Below are 18118 nucleotides of genomic sequence, written 5' to 3'. Positions count from 1 at the left end.
TTATCCCGAAACTTCGGGATTGGAATTTTTCTTTTTATCGAATTCTACTTTCGTTTTCATTTACATTTTTGTCTTTAAATTCTGTTTCTTTAACTTTCCCAAAAGAATATTTAACCGAAATTGAAATCTCATGCGCATCCACTACATATCGGGCTGTTGAACTGACATTGTTTATGATAAATTCTTCTGTTTGAATTACATTTTTAAATACATTATTAAAGTTCAAAGTACAATTCCATTTTTTAAAAAATGTTTTAGAAAGCGCCAGATCTGTAACAAACCTCACATTTCTTTCAAAAATACCGCTCGTCTGCCTCGTTAATCCCCAAAAACTCACTACAAACGAATATTCTTTTGGAAGCTTAAATTCGTTATTTGAATAATAATATAAATAAGGTTTTGAAGCCAAAAATGCTGCCGACGGATCTTCAATTTTTTCCAGAATAAAAATGAGTGAATTACTTGTTGTCCAGAATTTATACGTAAACGGAATTTCAAAATCAAGGTTTAAACCAGATTCCTTCTCAAAATTTATGTCTTTAAAAGTCATTATATTTGTTTCTTTATCAAACAAAAAACTGTTGTAAACCGGATTTCTATTTTGGTAATAACTCAGTTTTACTGATTTGTCATTGTATTGAAAAGTCGATGAAATTTCATTGGTAAATGTCGGACCCAAATTAATATTTCCGGAATATAGAAAATACGGATTTATATAAGTCGCAATATTGCTTAAAGTGGAATACTGGGGTCTTGAAATACTTTTGGCATAATTAAAACTAATATTTTTAGTGCTGTCTATAGCCATAGACAACTGCATTTTAGGAAAAACATTGGTATAATTTTTATCAATTAAAGGTGAAGAATCGGTTCTGTATTTTCCGTTAACGTTTGTATTCTCAACCCGAAGTCCGGCAGAAAAACTGATTTTTTTAATTTTTCCCGAAAGCTGTGTGTATCCCGCAAGGTTTTCTTCTTTAAAATCATAATTTAAATTTGAGTTTTCATCATTTTCAAAATCAAAAATATCAGTATCTGATTTTGATTTTGTGGCAGAATAAAGTGCTCCGTATTCCAGATTTATTTCGTTTTTAAACTTCTTTTCCAAATCAATTCTTCCGGAAAAATAATCGACATTAAATTTCTGATTTCGGTTTTGAGCCGGATTAAACTCAGTTTCGTTGTAATTATTTTTGACTAAAGTTTTTAAATCCTGCTGAAAATTAGAATATTGAAAACCGGCAAAAAGCCTGGTATCGATTGCTTTTATTTTCTTTGAATAATTCATAAATATATTTCCATAATTCTTTTTGCTCGAATTATCACTCCACGTTAAAACATTGTTTTCGCCATCTGGATTTTTGTTATACGTAAATGTGTTAATTGGAAAAGTATCATCGCGGAGTCTGAAAGCAGCACTAACCGAAAAATAATCGTCTTCGTTTATTTTATAAAACAAACTTCCTCCATAAATATATTGTTTACGTTTTGTAGTCGCTGTAACATCATATTTTGAAGCAATATCGGCATCTGCGATTTGATAATCAATGCTATGATTTTCCCACGGATTTAATCTGTTGTAATTAAAATTGACTTTCCATTCGAGTTTATTTTTCTTAAAACTCGAACTAAATCCCAGATAATTGTTGAAATTTTTCTTAAACGACGCCACTTCAGAAATATCGGTTCTAAAGCTGTCTTTTTTACTGAACTTTCTGGTAATTAAAATTACAGATCTTCCCTCGGCTTCATATTTAGAAGAAGGATTTTGGATAATTTCGATCGTTTTAATATCAGCGGGAACCAAGGCATTTAAATCGTTTATTCCTACTTTTTGATTATCAATATAAATCAGAGGATTTCCTTTTCCTACAACCGTAATACTTTCTTTATCAGAGCTTACTTGTATTGTTGGCAGTCTGGACAATAAATCGATTGTATTGGGAATGGCATTGTAAACCGAATTGGCAACATCTACTTTAATATTTCCGTTTGTATTGGTAAACGTTTTCTTGTTCTGGCTGATTACAACTTCTTTTAATTCCTGATTTGCAATAGAATCTTTTGGAGTTTCATTTTGAGCATTTGCAAAAAACGAAAGACAAAAAAGCAAAATTGTTATTAGAATTTTTAGCGGTAAATAAAGATTCATTTTAAGTTTAAAGTGATTAGATTTCATTTTTCTAAGCTGTTTTAATTTAAAAGCCACTTTAAAAGACTTTCTCTTTCAACCAAATTCCATGAATGCGGTTTTTTATTTCCTTCTGCATCAAAACCTCTGTCTGTTGTTTTTATAAATTCAGTTTTTTCTGCCCCCAGCTTTAATAACGATTTATAAGTCATTTCCAGCTGAAAAGCATTCAGTTCTTCATATTTCCTGTTTTTATTTTTTAAAAACCACTCTAAATCCGGTTCACAATACAATCTAACTTTAATGTTTTTTAGGTCTTCGATATTTTGTTTTGAATCACAAGACATTAAATAAGGCGAAAGTGCTTTATAATTCTCAATATTGTCTTTAGGATTTCCTAATTCGTTATTAAATAATTGCAGTAAGTAATTCCCTTCTTCAACCGCTTCTTCACTTACATTCTTTTTTACATCTTCTGCTGCTCCATCATATAATTGCTCTAAATCTAAAGGCGAATCGACAACAAATAAACCCTTTGATTTTAAAGAGTTTTGTGTTTTTATGAGATAATTTGACAACAAAACCGCAAGATTTCCGCCGCTGGAAAAACCTCCTATAAAAATATTTTCTTTTACAACTTTGTTTTGCTCGAAAATTAAATTCAATTTTTTAGCCAGTTGTTCTTTTTCCAATTCTGTTAAATAGAGTTTCATATTATAATTTAAAAGAATCGTTGTAACCCCTTCTTTTGCAAGGTTTTTTAAAAACCCTGCTTCTTTTTTGGTATGTTCAATACCGCACGGAAAACACGGAAATAAAATCAAAACTGCTTTTTGCTTTGAAGCAATATTTAGTTCATAAAATCTTTCCTTTTTTTTCATTTCACCTGCATGACAATTGAGTAAAAAACAGAAAACAATTAAAACTTCACTAATCTTTTTTAGTCTTTTCATTTTGATTTTTTTGGTTTGAGATGCAGCAAAAGTGCTTTAAAAAAGGAATTGCGAAAGTTAATCGAAGGTTAATGGAGCGTTAATCTCCTTTATGTGTGGTAAAAGCTGTATTTTTGAATCAGAATTTCAAATGAATATGAAACAAAGAATCAATTTATTAATCGCATTTTCGGTTATCGCGCTTATTGTTTTATCGACTGTACAGTGTTATTTGGTAAAAACCGCTTATGATTATAAAGTGGCACAGTTTCATACGCAGATTAAAAATGAAATTGCTCAGATTTCAAATGATTACAGCGATATCGATTCGGCTTTGGTTTCAAAAAAAGAAGAACTTTATAAAAGTTTATCCGAAACGTATTTTCAGGGACAAAAAAATAAATTAGACATTAAAAATGAGGTCTTACGAAATGAATATCAAAGCGCTTTAACCCGAGAAATTCAACGAAAATTTGAAAGAGATCTTCCTAATTTCAAAATCGATTTTGCAATTGTTCTCAACAAATTCATTTTATATCAAAACACAAAAAAAGCCGATACTATTTTTTCTGAAAAACCTTTTATTCGAAATAAATTATACGGTAATCTGGCTTCGCTTAATCATGCTTTTCTGGTTCGCAGTTATGTAGGCACAACAAACGGAACTTATAAAAATCAGGATTATAAATTATTGACCGAAGATTCTATGTATGTTTCGGTAATCGACTGGGAAATGATTATTTTAAGACGAATGACTTTTGTGCTTATATTGTCATTATTATCGATTCTTACGCTTATAACCTTATTTGTAATTGCGCTTAAAGCTTTAATAAAACAAAAAAAAGTAAGTGATGTAAAAACAGATTTTATCAATAATATTACGCACGAACTTAAAACGCCTTTAGCCACTTTGGGCATTTCAACAAAAATTTTAGAGCAGAAAAACATTCGTGAAAACGATGCAAATTTTACCGCAATTGTTAACACTATTTCACGCCAGAACAATCGTCTTCAAAATCTAATCGATCAGGTTATGGCTAATTCGCTGGCAGAAAATGAAATCGAACTGCAAAAAGAAAAAATTGAAACTGAAGAATTTCTTCAGGCAATTGTAAACGATTTTAAAATCACATATCCTGAAATTGAAATTAAAACCCGTTTTGAAACTCAAAAAACGACACTGGTTTTAGATAAATTTCATTTAACAACAGCAATTTTAAATGTTCTGGAAAATGCTGTAAAATATGGCTCGAATACCATTTTTATAAAAACAAAACAAATTGATAATCAGTTTTCTATAAGCATTGAAGATAACGGAATTGGAATTTCTAAAAACAAGCAAGCGCTTCTTTTCGAGAAATTTTATCGTGTTGAACAAGGTAATCTTCACAATACAAAAGGTCTTGGTTTAGGTTTGTATTATGTTGATCAAATTGTAAAAGCGCATCAGGGTTCTGTTAACGTGATAAGCGATTTAGGAAAAGGCGCTCAGTTTACTATTTTATTAAAAGTTTAAATACCTCATTTTGAAAAAATTACTTTTAGCGGAAGACGATTTTGATTTTGCTGCCATTTTAAAACAATATTTAGAACTGCATCAATTTGAAGTAACCTGGGCAGAAAACGGCGAGATTGCTTTGGATTATTTTAAAAACCAAACTTTTGATATTTGTGTTTTTGATGTAATGATGCCTAAACTGGACGGATTTTCGCTGGCTGAAAAAATAATTACTATTAATCCCGACATTCCGTTTATTTTTCTAACGGCACGAAAGTTAAAAGAAGATAAACTTATTGGCTTAAAACTAGGCGCAGACGACTATATTGCAAAACCTTTTGAAGTCGATGAACTTGTTTTGCGTTTACAGAATATTCTGAAGAGAATTGAACAAAAAAGAACTTTAAACGGAAATAATATTATTGAAATTGGTTCTTATATTTTTGATAATGAACGCTTAACTCTTAACAATAAAAATCACGTTCAGCAGCTTACAGAAAAAGAAGCTTCTCTTATTGAATATTTGTATCTAAATCATAATCAGTTATTAAAGAGAGAACAAATTTTAATGTCGGTTTGGAAAAAAGATGATTATTTCTCAGGTCGAAGCATGGATGTTTTTATCAGCCGACTTAGAAAATATTTCAATTCAGATCCAAAAATCAGTATTGAAAGCGTGCGTGGTATTGGTTTAGAATTTAAAATAGAAAAATAACTTTTAGAGATCGTGAAAATGATATAAGTTTTAAAATCAATTGTATAATGCATTCTAAGAGAATCAATTATACATTTGAATAACATTAAAACTAAAAGTCATGAATCTAAAACGCTTTTTTGGAGGCTTATTAACGATTCTCGGAATTGTTGGCCTTATTTATACCGCGGTTATTTTTGCCGGCACTTCTGGCGGCACCAGAGATATAAAATCATTAATTATTTACGGAATATTAGGCATTGTCTTTTTTATGTCGGGAATCAGCCTTGTACGTGCTACAAAAGATGAAGCTTGATTAAAAGTGACAAAGTAACAGAGTAACAAAGAGGCAAAGATTCAGAGTTAGAACTTTGTCTCTTTGTCTCTTTGTCTCTTTGCTACTAAAAACAAAAACTATTCTTCATAAACAGGATCTAGATTCAATTCTGTAAAATCACGTTCTGTTTTTGAGATTATAATGGTTGCGACTGTGTTTCCTATTAAATTGGTAATCGCTCTGGCTTCGCTCATAAATTTATCTACGCCCAGTAAAAATGCCAAGCCTTCTACAGGAATTTTGTGCAATGCTGTTAATGTCGATGCTAAAACAATAAAGCCGCTTCCGGTAACGCCTGCCGCTCCTTTTGATGTAATCATTAAAATTCCGATAACGGTTAGAATTTCGAAGAAGCTTAAATGCACATCATATAATTGCGCAATAAAAAGCACCGACATCGAAAGATAAATAGAAGTTCCATCTAAATTAAAAGAATAACCTGTGGGGATTACCAGTCCTACCACGGATTTACTGCATCCCATTTTTTCCAGTTTAACCATAATGCTGGGCAGAGCAGCTTCTGAAGAAGATGTTCCAAGAACAAGTAAAAGTTCTTCTTTGATATATTTTAAAATCGAAAGAATACTGATTTTGTAATACCTGAGAATAGTTCCCAAAATCAAAAAGACAAACAATACCATTGTTAAATAAACGCAGAGCATTAATTTTCCTAACGGAATTAAAGTTGCCAGACCAAATTTACCAATCGTATACGCCATCCCTCCAAAGGCACCAATAGGCGCGAGATACATAACGTATTTCAAACCAAGAAAAACTACTTTTGAAAAGCGTTCTAAAACCAAAATCGTTTGTTCTCTTTTTTGATAAAAATTTAATGCAATCCCACAGATAATTGCAGCCAGTAAAACCTGAAGTGTAAAATTTGACAAGAAAAACTCCAGCCATGAAAAATGTTCTGAAGCACCTTTAGTATATTGGCTTGCATCTCCAAATGTTAAACTCGATTTATCAATTTTTCCGGGTTTAAACAGGTAAGCTACAGCCACGCCAATTGCCAGAGCAACAGTCGAAACAACTTCAAAATACGTTAATGCTTTTACACCAATTCGGCCTACTTTCTTCAAATTTCCCATTCCGGAAATTCCTAAAACAATGGTCAGGAAAATAATCGGGCCAATAAAAAGAGAAATCAACTGAATAAATTTCTTTCCTAAAAATTCCATTTTTACTCCATTTTCAGGAGAAAAATGGCCAAGCAGAATACCCGATATAATAGCAATTAAAACCCAAAACGTAAGATTGGTTACAACAGTTTTAAAAACACTTTTCTTAGTATTTAAAGAAGGATTGGGTGTGGTTATATTCATGAAATTGGTTAGATAATTTCACAAATATATAAAAAATGCAGACCTATAAGCCGGATTCTGTCCTTGATAAATCAAGGCCTTATCATTTATCTAGATTCCGAATTACTCCGGAACTCAAGCTGCCTACCCTTCAGCAACGGACGAGAAACCCTTAAATGCTGATATACTTGGCATTTCACCGCATAGAGTTTACCTGGTTTCACTACAGCATTACCTGTACATACTTTCTGCTGCACTTGTCCTAATCCTCTCGTTCCAAAAAACGAGAGAACCGACGGGCGTTACCCGCTATGCTTCTCTGTGGTGTCCGGACTTTCCTCCCTCCTAATAAATCAGGACGGCGATAAGGCGGTCTGCGCGGCAAAAGTACAATTTTATCATCTAACTATATTCATTTTAAATTTCCGATTTTATGATTTTTATTCTAACTTTTTAATTTTAAAATAGTTATCTTTAAAAATCTATAATTTTAAATTCAGTTATCATGAAAAGAATGTATCATTACGCAACTGTCTCAAAGGCTTTAGATCAATTGAATGAAAAAGGATTTACCTGCGATTTTAATAGAAATGCAGATATGATTAAAAAAAATCCTGAGAAATTTGAAATTGTTCATGTGTATAGATACGAAGGGGAATCAGACCCGGCGGATGAGGCAGTTGTATACGGAATTAGGTCCATTAATGGCAAAAAAGGTGTTTATGTAGCAGGTTTTTCTGCCGATTCAGATCAGGAAACTGCCAAATTTTTATTTGATTTAAGTATTAGGGGGAGGTAAAATTAAAAACCCAAATTAAAAAAATCCAAATTCCAATTTTACATCTGTACAATTGGAATTTGGATTTTTTTATTGGAATTTGTCAAACTTTATACCGTGGGTATTTTTAATTTCCAGCCCGGCTGAATTAAATCAGGATTGGTAATAATATCTTTGTTTGCTTCGTAAATATCCTGCCACGAAACTCCATATGCTTTTCCTATTTTAGAAAGAGAATCACCAATTTCTACTGTATATTCTCTTGACATACCTTCTTCAACTTGAATGTTCATTACAACATCAGCAGATCTATAATCAGGATCGATTGTATTGTAAGCATTCCAAAGTTTTTCTTTATCTGCCGCAGATTTTGCTATGCCGTCAATGTACAGTACATTATCCTGTTCTCTAACTTCTAAATCAGCTATTTGTAAATCGTCAGCAGCAGTAATTAAATCTCTATATTTTTCTTGTAAGCTCATAACAATCTATTTAATAATTAATTTATTGTCAACCTTTTTGGGTTTTAGCTCCTGAATTCTTTGAATTAAAGGCTGTAACTTATCTCTTTTAATTTCGCCGGAAAGTGTTACAACACCGCCAACAACAGTTACGCTTACACCATCGTAAGAATCTACAACTTTGTGTACTGATTTATCTAATTCAGCATCAGAATTTATGATTACTGCAGCGGCAGCTGGTTCTACATTAGGCTGTGGAATCTGACAGTTATTTACGACCGTTTTTACACCTTTAACAGATTTTACAGAACGCTCGATATTTTTTTTGAAAGCTTCATCATCGCAAGTTCCAACAATTGTAGCTACACCTTCATGAACTGTAACAGTTACTTCGGTTGTATCGCTTAGTTTTTCCATGATTGCTTTTTCGATATCAGCGTCTTTAGGAGCGCAGGCAATAAGAGAAACTGCAATTCCCATTCCCAATAAAATTGATTTCATTTTCATAATAATAGATTTTAATAATTAACCACTTTCAAAATTAAAGAGATTAAAAATCAAAACATTATAGGATATTGTCACGGGTTTTATATCTTTTCCAGTAAAATAAGGGTAATTGATTTACTGTAAAAAACTTATTTGATTTTTTGAAGATGTTTTAAATATTGCGAAAGCAGGTTTGGAATCTGATTTATTTTTTCCTGATAGGGATCAACATAATATACTTCATTTTCATGCATTCCTTTTAGAACATTTCTTTTTGAAGCGTGAATATCGCCTTTACGTACAATTATAATTTTATAGTAATTATTTTGATCTTTTAAAGTCAATTCATTAAAATCAGATAAATTGGGATCGTTATTAATATTTTGCTGACCAATATCGGCACCCAAATAGGCTTCAAAACTTTCAAAATTATAGTATGGATTTTGATTGTCGAAATTTCGGTAGGTTTTTCGATTTCCTTTTTCTAGAACAAAACTTTTGACTTTTTCAAAATCAGCAACAGAAAACGCATTGGTAATTTTCATTAAATTTGAAGGAAGTGCATTCATAGTCTGCGATATTGATTTTGAAAAACAAAGAATTGCCAAAAGAATAATAAGTCTTGAAATTTTCAGGTTTTTCATGATTTACTCCTGTTTTGAATATCTGATCTCTTTTTTATCAAAATCAGAAAGCATGTTTTTATCTGTTTTATACTAGAAAACTTTATTATCGAAATAATTTCTAATCATTAGGCCTTGTCGAAGATCTTCTAACTTTTTAAAAATCGACTGCAACGTATTGCAGAATTTTTTAATGTGACTATAGCTGATTGCTATTATTTAGCTCTAAAATTTGCAACTCAAATTATTTTAGAGCTTACTTTAAAAATGCTAACGATTAATGAACTCATTTTTGTGTTCGCGAATATATTTTACTCTTAATTGTCTTAAGTGCAAAGTATTATTCAAATCATAAAACATATCATCAAATTTTCCTAAAGGATTTTTTTCGTAAGATTTACTAAAACTTTCAGCCGTTCCATTATAAAAAGCTTCTAATTCTTTTTTATTTTCTTTAAAGACTTTATTAGCATCAAACATTAAATCCGAAAATTTATGAGCATTCAAAGTTTTAAATCCTTTATATGCAATTTCTCCTAACTCAATACTATTATTAAAATAAAATTGATTAAATCCGCCATTATTTACTTCTCTTTCAACAATCCAAGTGGACCAATACATTTGCTGACCGGCACTTAATTTTTCAATATTTGCAAATTCCGTATCACTATTTGCACTTAAAAACCGAAAAATATCTTCATAAATAATTTGCTCAAGGTTTTCATCTGAAGAATTATCTATAATTTGTTCCGTTACCACATAAACTTTTGCAGGCTTTTCAAAAATTTCAACCCTGTTAATAATTTCATTATCTATAGAATTAGGGCTTTCTTTTTTATTACAACTTGTTAGAAGAATGATAAATAGTAAACCGAAAAATTTCTTATTCATTTTTATTGAGATTAAGTATTTGTTTCGAAATTAGTTTTTTTTCTAATACAAAAAATTAAAAAGTGAGACCCAATTTCCGTAATTAACTTACTAGCAATCGTTAAACTTAAAGTGAATACTCCACTTAAAAATCTTTCAATTTTTAAATTTTTAAATCCGTAAATTATACTCTATATTTGCTATCCAATAAAAGAGAATATGGAACAATTTGTAGTATCGGCTCGTAAATACCGCCCGCAGACCTTTAAGGATGTTGTGGGGCAGAAAGCCATTACAAACACTTTGTTGAATGCTATTGAAACTAATCACTTAGCCTCTGCTCTTTTATTTACAGGTCCGCGTGGAGTTGGAAAAACGACCTGCGCACGTATTTTGGCGCGAAAAATAAATCAGCCCGGATATGACGATCCAACTGAAGATTTTGCGTTTAACGTTTTTGAGTTAGATGCTGCTTCAAACAACTCTGTTGATGATATTCGAAGCCTTATCGATCAGGTTCGAATCCCGCCGCAAACAGGACAATACAAAGTATATATCATTGACGAGGTGCATATGTTGTCTTCGGCCGCTTTTAATGCTTTTCTTAAAACATTAGAAGAGCCGCCAAAACATGCTATTTTTATTTTAGCAACTACAGAGAAACATAAAATCCTTCCAACGATTTTATCGCGCTGTCAGATTTTTGATTTTAAAAGAATTACAGTAAAAGATGCTAAAGAACATTTGGCTGATGTTGCTGAAAGTCAGGGAATCGTTTTTGAAGATGATGCACTGCACATTATTGCTCAAAAGGCAGATGGTGCAATGCGTGATGCTTTGTCTATTTTTGACCGTGTGGTTTCCTATTGCGGAACTAACTTAACGCGTCAGGCAGTAACCGAAAATCTAAACGTTTTAGATTACGAAACCTACATTACTGTTACAGATTTGATTTTGGAAAACAAAATCCCGGATCTTTTAATTGCTTATAACGACATTCTTGCCAAAGGTTTTGACGGACATCATTTTATTGCCGGACTTGCGTCTCATTTTAGAGATTTGCTGGTAAGTAAAACGCCTTCGACTATTGCTTTACTAGAAGTTGGAGAACAGGCACAGCAAATGTATGGTGTTCAGTCTCAAAAATGCTCTCAGGAATTTTTACTAAAAGGAATTGATCTTGCAAACGACTGCGATTTAAAATATAAATTGAGTCAAAATCAACGTCTTTTAGTAGAGTTATGTTTGATGCAATTGGCCTCTATCAACTTTGATGGAGAAAAAAAAAAGTTGAGCAATTCATAATTCCGCCCACTTATTATAAAAACGGAAGTTTTTCTATTGTTGAAGTAAAAAGCCAAACTTCAAAAACAGAAACTCCAGCTGAGACAAATACTCCTGTTTCAAATCAACCAACATCAAATCCTGTACCTGCTGAATCTGTCCAAAAAACAGAAACTCCTCCTGTACCTAAGGTTGAAACTCCAAGAGCTGAAACTGGCGGAGAACCTAAAGTTTCTGCATTTTCTTTAGCGAGTATCCGCAAGAAAAAGGAATTGGAAGAAAGCAGTAAAACTTACGTTAAGCCTACTTCTGTTTTACCTACTGAAGAGTTTAACGAAACTGATATGCGTCTTCACTGGAACAATTATGCAGAACGTTTAGGTAAGAAAGGTCTAAAAATCATGGAATCTATTTTGCAGATCAGTGATCCTGTTTTAGACGGAACTAAAATTAGTTATGAATTGCCAAACGAGGGTTCAAAACTGGAGTTTGAAAGCCAGATGAATGCGTTGTTAGGACACCTAAAAGGACATTTACATAATCATGATATAACAATTGAAGTAATTGTTAATGAAAAGGTTGAAGCCAAAAAAAGCTACAACAATCAGGACCGTTACAATCGTTTCTTAGAAATCAACCCAAATATCGAACTTTTACGCTCAACATTTGGATTAGATTTAAAAGATTAATTTTTTTGCCACGGATTACACGAATTTTTACAAATTATTTAATTCGTATAATTCGATACTGCTTTATTTATTTTGAAGTCCAAAATTGTAGACTTTTTCGAGCCATTTTTTTCGTTGATTTTCATCAGAAGTTTTGATGATTCCAACATAGCTGACTTTTACAGGTTTTATACCGCAAAATTCAAGAGTCGATTTCTTTAACTGATTTACGCTTGGTCTTCCAAAAAACAATCGGTAATACCAGCCAGGCTGATCGAGAGTTGTAATAATATGGGCCGTTTTTCCTTTTAGCAGTTTATCCCACCAAACAGAATTTTCGTGGTATTGAAAAGCCATTCCGGGTAAAAACAAACGATCAATAAATCCTTTTGTAATTGCCGGAAGCCCGCCCCACCAAACAGGATGAATCCAGACTAAATGATCTGCTTTTTTAATTTTTTCCCACGAATCCAGTAAATCAGGTTCTAATTCTGTTCGTTTTTGATAACCAAATTTCAGATTTGGATTAAAGTTTAAATCAGCAATTACAATAGTTTCAACCTGCGCTCCTGAGGCAATGGCTCCATTTTTATACGATTCGGCAAGTCCAAAATTGAAGCTTTCTGGATTTGGATGTCCGTTTATAATTAGTATTTTTTTCATATTGAAGTTTTTTCAAAAATACTTTTTGATGTCCTCTTTTTACTGGACAAATGTCCTAAAAAACCGTAAACTAGCTTTTTATTTTTCCCGCAGATTAAGCTGATCATCATACTCAAAAATCTACTAATTCATAAGCAGATAAAAGATCTGCTTAATCTGTGAGAAAAAAAATAATTTTAAACAACAGCTTTTCTAATTCTGCTTAAATGTCTTGGCGTGATTCCTAAATAAGATGCTAAATATTGAAGCGGAATTAACTGAAGATATTTTTGATGATTTTCATACAATTCCTGATAGCGTTGTGCACCGGATAATTTTTGAAAAGAAACCATTCTTTTATGAAGATTTACAAATTCTAATTCAGTCAGTTTTCTTCCTGTTTCCTGCCATTTAAAACCGGACTCGTATAGTTTTTTGAGTGCTTTTTTATTTAGAATCTGAAGTTTTGTATTGGCTAAAGCCTGAATATTTTCTTCGGCTTTTTCTTCTGTAATAAAACTGGCAAAAGAAGCCATAAATTCATTTTCGAAGGCAAAACAATTGGTAATTTCGTCTCCTTTGTGATTCACAAAAAAGGAACGGAGAATTCCTTTTTCTATAAAAACAATTTCATTACAAACTTCATTTTCAGTCAATAAAAGTTCTCCTTTTTTAAGCGTGCGAAAAGTTATTAAATCATCTAAAAGAGATAATTCGGCAGAAGAAAAATCCTGAATGGACTGAAAAATGGTTTTCATTATGGTAAATTTTTAGCCACGAATTCACGTATTTTTAGTAAGCTTTATTAAAATTCGTGAATTCGTGGCAGAAAAAATTATATTTTCCCGTAATACATTGCTTTTACGATACCATCTGAAAGTCCGATTTTTGGAACATAAATCTGGCGCGCTCCACTCCATTTCATCGCATTTAAGTAAATACGTGTTGCATGGATAATTACGTCGGCACGGTCAGAATTCAATCCTAATTCTGAAATTCTCTGCTCATAAGTCAATGAATTTAAAAAGGCATATTGCGAATTAATATAAATGTACGAAAGCGGTTTTTCCTGTTGTTTTCCGGACATTTTAAACAATTTATTAATGTTTCCTCCAGATCCAATTAGCGTTACTTCTTCGTAATCTGCTGTGTTGGTTTTAATCCATTTTTCGATTTCATCCCAAACAACGTCATGTACCATATTATTTAACAGACGGACCGTTCCTGCTTTGAACGATCTTGACGTAATCATTTTTCCAGAAGAGAAAAGAGTAAACTCGGTGCTTCCACCTCCAACGTCAACAAAAAGATAGGTTTCGTCTGATTTTATTAAATGATGTAAATCTGTAGAAGCAATAATTGCAGCTTCTTTTTTACCGTCTATGATCTCGATTTTTATGTCGGCTTTTTTCTTTATTAATGCTACAACTTCTTTGGCATTGTATGCTTCACGCATTGCCGAAGTTGCAAACGCCATGTAGCGTTCTACTTTATGTACTTTCATCAAAAGGTTAAATGCTTTCATAGCATCAACCATTCGGTCTATGTTTTCCGGTGAAATTTCACCTACAGTAAAGGCGTCCTGCCCCAAACGTATTGGCACGCGGACAAGGGAACTTTTGTTAAACTGCGGTTCTTTTCCATCTTGTTCTACAACGTTCGATATTAGAAGCCTCATGGCATTTGAACCAATATCTATCGCTGCAAATTTCCTTATATTAATCATGCTCACTATATGATTTGTAATTGAATTTTAATTATTTAGTTTACTTTTTGAGGAACCTCTTCCAGTAATGCAACTTTGTTTTGATAATATTTATAGGTTTCAAATTGTGCTCTAAATGGGGCATGATGATTTCGAGGCTTATATTTATTATCCAGTTTATATGAATGATATCTTACTTTTACGTTTCCTTTCCAGGCAATATTAAAATTGTCGATTAATTCTTTTTTGATTTCGTGATCGTAAATTGGACAGGTAACTTCTACTCTGCCGTCAAGGTTTCTGGTCATAAAATCGGCAGACGAAATGTATACTTCGTTTAAACCGGCATTACCAAAAATATATACTCGCGAGTGTTCCAGATAATTATCGACAATACTTATGGCTTCGATGTTTTCGCTCATTCCGGGAATTCCCGGAATTAAAGAGCATATTCCTCTAACCTGCAGCTGAATTTTTACTCCGGCATTGCTCGCTTCGTATAATTTATCGATCATTTTAAAATCAGATAAACTATTCATTTTTAACTTAATAAATGTTTTTCTTCCGGCTAAAGCGTGAAGGATTTCTCTATCTATTAATTTTACGAACTTTGTTCTTGTATAATGCGGCGATACTATTAAATGCTTGTATCTGTGTACTCTGTAATTAATATCGAAGAATTCGAATATTTTAGATGTATCTTTTAAAATTCCCTGATGACAGGTAAAAAGGGTTACATCTGTATAAATTTTAGCGGTCGATTCGTTGAAGTTTCCTGTTGAAATAAATCCGTAACGACGATTTTTTCCATCTTCGGTTCTTTCTATAACACATATTTTACTATGTACTTTTAGACCTTTGATTCCAAAAATAAGTTCGATTCCTTCGGTTTGCATCTGCTCTGCGTAGGAAATATTCGAAGCTTCGTCAAAACGCGCCTGAAGCTCAATTTGCACTACTACTTTTTTTCCGTTTTTGGCAGCATTTATAAGCGAACTAATAATCTGCGAATTTTTTGCCAGACGATATAAAGTAATTTTAATACTGTTTACTTTTGGGTCTAAAGCGGCTTCACGCAAAAACTTAGTTAAATAGGCAAATGACTGATATGGTGCGTGTACCAGATAATCTTTTTTACTGATTTTTTCCAAAATACTTCCGTCAAGGCTTAAACCCGGAACCGGAAGAGGTTCATTTGGTTTATAAAGCAGATCGTAACGCCCAAGATTTGGAAAATCCATATAATCACGTCTGTTATGGTATCTTCCTCCCGGGATTATACTGTCGGTTTCGACGATTTTCATTTTATCTAAGAAGAACTTTAAAGTATCATCTTCAATCAAACTATCGTAAATAAAACGAACAGGTTCTCCAATTCGGCGGTCTTTTACAGAAGTAGCGATTTTTTCGAGCATACTTTTACTCAAATCACTATCGATATCTAACTGTGCATCTCTTGTAATTTTAATCATATGTGCCGAAACACTTTTATAATCAAAAATATTAAAGATGTTTTTTAGTTTTAAACGAATTACGTCATCAATCAGAATTACGTATTGTTTTTCATCGTCAGATGGAAGTACAACAAATCTGTTGATAGTTTTAGGAATTTCAATTAAAGCGTAACGAACCTCATCATTTTTTAGTTCAAGACGAACGGCTAAATATCCTGCGGTATCTTTTAAAACAGGAAAAACAGCCAGATCATTCAAAATAATAGTCACCAGTTCAGGACTTAATTTCTGCATGAAAAAGTCTTTTAGAAAGCATTCCTGTTTTGGTGTTATCTGGTCTTCGTTTATAATAAATATATTTTCGGCTTCCAGTTCGCTTTCAATATTACCTAAAATACGTAAACTTTCAGATTGCTGCTGAATTACGATTTCGGTAATATCCTTAATTAATTGGTGCGCAGAGATTCCTCCTAAATATTTTTCTCCGGAAATTCCTGAAAGGCTTAATCTTCTAATTGCAGCATATCGAACTCTAAAAAACTCATCTAAGTTGTTTGAAAAAATTCCAACAAAACGCAGTCTGTCTAAAAGAGGAACGGTATTATCTGCCGCTTCCTGAAGTACTCTTGCATTAAACGCTAACCAGCTTTTTTCTCTATCGATATATTTTTGTTCGTACACTGTAATTATTTTAAGTCTTTGGGGAATATAGTTTTGTTGGTTTTGCCTTTATTGATTGATTCCCAGCTTTCTGAATCAAATTGCAGTGATACAAAGCCGGAAGTTGGAACATTATCGATAAAAACATCTCCAAATTTATTAACAAAATTTGTAATAGCCTCGTTATGTCCGAAAAGAATAACGCTTTCGAAACTATTATCACACGATTTAATAACCTTTTCTAATTGTCTTTCATCAAAAGTATATAAATCGTCTTTGAAAACTATGCTTTCTAAAGGATACGAAATGTTTTGAGCAAATATTAAAGCAGTTTCTGAAGCACGTGCAGCAGTACTGCTCCAAACGATATAAGTTTTAGGAAGGTATTTTGAAATATGAGTAGAAACTTCATGCGCATCTAAAATACCTCTTTTTTGTAAAGGTCTGTCGAAGTCCTTTAAAGGAGCTTCCCAACTTGATTTTGCATGACGTATTAAAATTAAATTTTTCATAGACAAAAGCTTTTTAAACCACAAAAAAGAAGTGTGATTTTATTGAAGTTCTAATTTACAAAAGAAATTTTAATAGTATTCTTTTTTTTAATTCTGTTAACATTCTGGGGCAATTTTAACAAGAATTAATTATCCTCAAAATTTTAACAATCTTAAAAATCAAATTCCCTCATTTTAAGAAAAAATGTACTTCATCTGTCAAAACATACATTTAGTCGATTTTTTACAAATCAACAATAAATTAACTAAATATTTGATTTTTAATCATTTACACAAAAACAATACTTGTGTTTTTCATTAAAAATGAAAGAAAAATCGATCTAAAATTTTAATCAAATAAGCTAAAAAAATATTTTTTTGAGTCAATTTTTAACAAAAAAAGAGTAGTTAAACGAGTTTTTAGGTTAGTTACAGATAAAAAAATTTAATTAGAAAAACTCTAATATAATTTTGATTCTGTTAAAATTTGAGAAATACCACTAACAAAAATCCTAAATTATGAGAACTACATTAAATCTTGAAAAAGCGGTGAAATTTGTTAATAATTGTAAGTTCATATTTTCTCTTAGGAATATTTTTAAGAAAAAATTATTGATCTTATACTTCCTTTTAACAACTACAATTTCATTAGCACAATCTGGTTCGTGCAACGCATCTTTGATTGTTGAAAATAATGGAAATATCAGGAGCACTCCTCTCGATGGAACATATTACTCAATGGTTCTAACAAACAACAGTTCCTCAACAGATACTTTTGTTTTAAGTTCTAGGAATATTAATGCTTCCTGCACCAATACCGACGGAAGTTCAACATCTGGAAATGTAACCATCAAAACCGAATTTATAAACTCAGAAAGAAACTCAATAAGTGAACTAACTCTAAATGCAGGACAATCCGTAAATTTTTATGTTCACATCACGGTTCCTGCCGGCACTTCGCCGCAAAAATGGTCTTGTAATCAGATTACCGCGACTTCTACAAACTGTTCCAGCTATACTGCTGATACTGTTTTGCACACTTACATCATTAATCCGGTTAATGATTAAAATAAAATATATCAAGTATTCCCTTAAAA

The 18118-nt window shown here is 32.0% G+C and carries 20 protein-coding genes and 1 other RNA gene; 7 read left to right on the top strand and 14 right to left on the bottom strand.

Annotation, left to right across the window (positions count from 1 at the left end; all coding sequences use genetic code 11):
- Positions 1-34: 34 nt before the first annotated feature.
- Together ABD859_RS19110 and ABD859_RS19105 are read right to left on the bottom strand one after the other, a co-directional pair.
- Positions 35-2179 (bottom strand): TonB-dependent receptor domain-containing protein, encoded by a 2145-nt coding sequence (locus ABD859_RS19110; RefSeq protein WP_345146233.1) that lies wholly within the window; start codon positions 2177-2179, stop codon positions 35-37.
- Positions 2180-2193: 14 nt separating this feature from the next.
- Positions 2194-3084 carry a hypothetical protein gene (locus ABD859_RS19105; protein WP_345146232.1) on the bottom strand — a complete coding sequence of 297 codons (891 nt, stop codon included), beginning with the start codon at positions 3082-3084 and terminating at the stop codon, positions 2194-2196.
- Between the two features lie 136 nt (positions 3085-3220).
- Between ABD859_RS19105 and ABD859_RS19100 the strand changes: the two genes are divergently transcribed.
- The 3 genes from ABD859_RS19100 (at position 3221) to ABD859_RS19090 (ending at position 5571) form a co-directional block, all read left to right on the top strand.
- On the top strand, positions 3221-4579 hold the full coding sequence (locus ABD859_RS19100) for a sensor histidine kinase (RefSeq protein WP_345146231.1): 1359 nt from the start codon (positions 3221-3223) through the stop codon (positions 4577-4579).
- Between the two features lie 10 nt (positions 4580-4589).
- A complete protein-coding gene (locus tag ABD859_RS19095) occupies positions 4590-5276 on the top strand; it encodes a response regulator transcription factor (protein ID WP_345146229.1) in 687 nt (228 codons plus the stop codon).
- A 100-nt stretch (positions 5277-5376) separates the two neighbouring features.
- Positions 5377-5571, top strand: a complete 195-nt coding sequence (locus ABD859_RS19090) for a hypothetical protein (protein ID WP_345146228.1) — start codon at positions 5377-5379, stop codon at positions 5569-5571.
- Positions 5572-5669: 98 nt separating this feature from the next.
- Here ABD859_RS19090 and ABD859_RS19085 read toward each other — a convergent pair whose 3' ends face one another.
- Both ABD859_RS19085 and rnpB read right to left on the bottom strand, forming a co-directional pair.
- Positions 5670-6920: a cation:dicarboxylate symporter family transporter gene (locus tag ABD859_RS19085; protein WP_345146227.1), complete on the bottom strand. Its 1251-nt coding sequence runs from the start codon at positions 6918-6920 to the stop codon at positions 5670-5672.
- Between the two features lie 30 nt (positions 6921-6950).
- An RNA gene (gene rnpB / locus ABD859_RS19080) (RNase P RNA component class A) lies at positions 6951-7280 on the bottom strand.
- 124 nt (positions 7281-7404) lie between these two features.
- On the opposite strand from rnpB, the gene ABD859_RS19075 reads away from it, so the two are divergent.
- The gene (locus tag ABD859_RS19075) at positions 7405-7698 is read left to right on the top strand and encodes a hypothetical protein (protein WP_345146226.1); all 294 of its coding nucleotides are present in this window, start codon (positions 7405-7407) and stop codon (positions 7696-7698) included.
- 89 nt (positions 7699-7787) lie between these two features.
- On the opposite strand, the gene ABD859_RS19070 is transcribed toward ABD859_RS19075, so the two are convergent.
- From ABD859_RS19070 to ABD859_RS19055, 4 genes are all read right to left on the bottom strand, one after another.
- Positions 7788-8159 (bottom strand): LysM peptidoglycan-binding domain-containing protein, encoded by a 372-nt coding sequence (locus tag ABD859_RS19070; protein WP_345146225.1) that lies wholly within the window; start codon positions 8157-8159, stop codon positions 7788-7790.
- 6 nt (positions 8160-8165) lie between these two features.
- Positions 8166-8645 carry a BON domain-containing protein gene (locus ABD859_RS19065; RefSeq protein WP_345146223.1) on the bottom strand — a complete coding sequence of 160 codons (480 nt, stop codon included), beginning with the start codon at positions 8643-8645 and terminating at the stop codon, positions 8166-8168.
- 128 nt (positions 8646-8773) lie between these two features.
- Positions 8774-9268, bottom strand: coding sequence for a hypothetical protein (locus tag ABD859_RS19060; protein ID WP_345146222.1), 495 nt, complete (start codon positions 9266-9268; stop codon positions 8774-8776).
- A 249-nt stretch (positions 9269-9517) separates the two neighbouring features.
- Complete coding sequence (locus tag ABD859_RS19055; protein WP_345146221.1) at positions 9518-10138, bottom strand: DMP19 family protein; 621 nt, start codon at positions 10136-10138, stop codon at positions 9518-9520.
- Positions 10139-10336: 198 nt separating this feature from the next.
- Here ABD859_RS19055 and dnaX point away from each other — a divergent pair, with 198 nt between their 5' ends.
- Positions 10337-11422: a DNA polymerase III subunit gamma/tau gene (gene dnaX / locus ABD859_RS19050; protein ID WP_345146220.1), complete on the top strand. Its 1086-nt coding sequence runs from the start codon at positions 10337-10339 to the stop codon at positions 11420-11422.
- Between the two features lie 103 nt (positions 11423-11525).
- Here dnaX and ABD859_RS19045 read toward each other — a convergent pair whose 3' ends face one another.
- Positions 11526-11663, bottom strand: a complete 138-nt coding sequence (locus ABD859_RS19045; protein WP_345146219.1) for a hypothetical protein — start codon at positions 11661-11663, stop codon at positions 11526-11528.
- A 10-nt stretch (positions 11664-11673) separates the two neighbouring features.
- Between ABD859_RS19045 and ABD859_RS19040 the strand changes: the two genes are divergently transcribed.
- Positions 11674-12090, top strand: a complete 417-nt coding sequence (locus ABD859_RS19040; protein WP_345146218.1) for a DNA polymerase III subunit gamma/tau — start codon at positions 11674-11676, stop codon at positions 12088-12090.
- 63 nt (positions 12091-12153) lie between these two features.
- Here ABD859_RS19040 and ABD859_RS19035 read toward each other — a convergent pair whose 3' ends face one another.
- From ABD859_RS19035 to ABD859_RS19015, 5 genes are all read right to left on the bottom strand, one after another.
- A complete protein-coding gene (locus ABD859_RS19035; protein WP_345146217.1) occupies positions 12154-12732 on the bottom strand; it encodes an NAD(P)H-dependent oxidoreductase in 579 nt (192 codons plus the stop codon).
- Between the two features lie 176 nt (positions 12733-12908).
- A complete protein-coding gene (locus tag ABD859_RS19030) occupies positions 12909-13469 on the bottom strand; it encodes a Crp/Fnr family transcriptional regulator (protein ID WP_345146216.1) in 561 nt (186 codons plus the stop codon).
- A 77-nt stretch (positions 13470-13546) separates the two neighbouring features.
- Positions 13547-14437, bottom strand: a complete 891-nt coding sequence (locus ABD859_RS19025; RefSeq protein WP_345146215.1) for a Ppx/GppA phosphatase family protein — start codon at positions 14435-14437, stop codon at positions 13547-13549.
- Positions 14438-14472: 35 nt separating this feature from the next.
- A complete protein-coding gene (gene ppk1 / locus ABD859_RS19020) occupies positions 14473-16551 on the bottom strand; it encodes a polyphosphate kinase 1 (protein ID WP_345146214.1) in 2079 nt (692 codons plus the stop codon).
- 5 nt (positions 16552-16556) lie between these two features.
- Positions 16557-17042 carry a SixA phosphatase family protein gene (locus ABD859_RS19015; RefSeq protein ID WP_345146213.1) on the bottom strand — a complete coding sequence of 162 codons (486 nt, stop codon included), beginning with the start codon at positions 17040-17042 and terminating at the stop codon, positions 16557-16559.
- Positions 17043-17540: 498 nt separating this feature from the next.
- Here ABD859_RS19015 and ABD859_RS19010 point away from each other — a divergent pair, with 498 nt between their 5' ends.
- On the top strand, positions 17541-18089 hold the full coding sequence (locus ABD859_RS19010) for a hypothetical protein (RefSeq protein WP_345146212.1): 549 nt from the start codon (positions 17541-17543) through the stop codon (positions 18087-18089).
- The last annotated feature ends 29 nt before the right edge of the window (positions 18090-18118 follow it).

The organism is Flavobacterium ginsengiterrae, assembly GCF_039539785.1.
GTDB lineage: Bacteria > Bacteroidota > Bacteroidia > Flavobacteriales > Flavobacteriaceae > Flavobacterium > Flavobacterium ginsengiterrae.
This window is presented reverse-complemented; position numbering and strand designations above follow the sequence as displayed.

What these genes read in the sequence shown, in the direction of transcription:
- ABD859_RS19060 (WP_345146222.1), bottom strand. Translation starts at nt 9,268, where the DNA reads ATGAAAAACCTGAAAATTTCAAGACTTATTATTCTTTTGGCAATTCTT.
- ABD859_RS19010 (WP_345146212.1), top strand. Translation starts at nt 17,541, where the DNA reads ATGAGAACTACATTAAATCTTGAAAAAGCGGTGAAATTTGTTAATAAT.
- ABD859_RS19055 (WP_345146221.1), bottom strand. Translation starts at nt 10,138, where the DNA reads ATGAATAAGAAATTTTTCGGTTTACTATTTATCATTCTTCTAACAAGT.
- ABD859_RS19070 (WP_345146225.1), bottom strand. Translation starts at nt 8,159, where the DNA reads ATGAGCTTACAAGAAAAATATAGAGATTTAATTACTGCTGCTGACGAT.
- ABD859_RS19105 (WP_345146232.1), bottom strand. Translation starts at nt 3,084, where the DNA reads ATGAAAAGACTAAAAAAGATTAGTGAAGTTTTAATTGTTTTCTGTTTT.
- ABD859_RS19090 (WP_345146228.1), top strand. Translation starts at nt 5,377, where the DNA reads ATGAATCTAAAACGCTTTTTTGGAGGCTTATTAACGATTCTCGGAATT.
- ABD859_RS19025 (WP_345146215.1), bottom strand. Translation starts at nt 14,437, where the DNA reads ATGATTAATATAAGGAAATTTGCAGCGATAGATATTGGTTCAAATGCC.
- ABD859_RS19085 (WP_345146227.1), bottom strand. Translation starts at nt 6,920, where the DNA reads ATGAATATAACCACACCCAATCCTTCTTTAAATACTAAGAAAAGTGTT.
- ABD859_RS19100 (WP_345146231.1), top strand. Translation starts at nt 3,221, where the DNA reads ATGAAACAAAGAATCAATTTATTAATCGCATTTTCGGTTATCGCGCTT.
- ABD859_RS19065 (WP_345146223.1), bottom strand. Translation starts at nt 8,645, where the DNA reads ATGAAAATGAAATCAATTTTATTGGGAATGGGAATTGCAGTTTCTCTT.
- dnaX (WP_345146220.1), top strand. Translation starts at nt 10,337, where the DNA reads ATGGAACAATTTGTAGTATCGGCTCGTAAATACCGCCCGCAGACCTTT.
- ABD859_RS19110 (WP_345146233.1), bottom strand. Translation starts at nt 2,179, where the DNA reads ATGAAATCTAATCACTTTAAACTTAAAATGAATCTTTATTTACCGCTA.
- ABD859_RS19075 (WP_345146226.1), top strand. Translation starts at nt 7,405, where the DNA reads ATGAAAAGAATGTATCATTACGCAACTGTCTCAAAGGCTTTAGATCAA.
- ABD859_RS19035 (WP_345146217.1), bottom strand. Translation starts at nt 12,732, where the DNA reads ATGAAAAAAATACTAATTATAAACGGACATCCAAATCCAGAAAGCTTC.
- ABD859_RS19030 (WP_345146216.1), bottom strand. Translation starts at nt 13,469, where the DNA reads ATGAAAACCATTTTTCAGTCCATTCAGGATTTTTCTTCTGCCGAATTA.
- ABD859_RS19015 (WP_345146213.1), bottom strand. Translation starts at nt 17,042, where the DNA reads ATGAAAAATTTAATTTTAATACGTCATGCAAAATCAAGTTGGGAAGCT.